We start from the raw sequence: 266 nt of genomic DNA, 5'->3' as shown, positions 1-266 counted from the left end.
GGACCCGCGACGGCGCGCGACCGCCACCAGCCTTGTCATGGCTCTGGACATGCCCCGAATGGGCTGTGTAGAAGTGGTGGCATTGCTGTCGATCAATGACGAGTAGTAGCGAATCGAGGCGAAACGCGCCCTTTGGCCGTGCTCGCTCCAAACGGCCGTACCTGGGGGTTCCGCATGATCCGCGTGACACGCACCACCGCGTCAGGAGTGGCGGCATGACCGAGTCCCACCCACCGTCGACGTCATCCGAGCCGGCCGAGGCCGGC

It is taken from the genome of Kitasatospora putterlickiae, assembly GCF_039527695.1.
In the GTDB taxonomy this organism is placed as follows: Bacteria; Actinomycetota; Actinomycetes; order Streptomycetales; family Streptomycetaceae; genus Kitasatospora; species Kitasatospora putterlickiae.
This window is presented reverse-complemented; position numbering follows the sequence as displayed.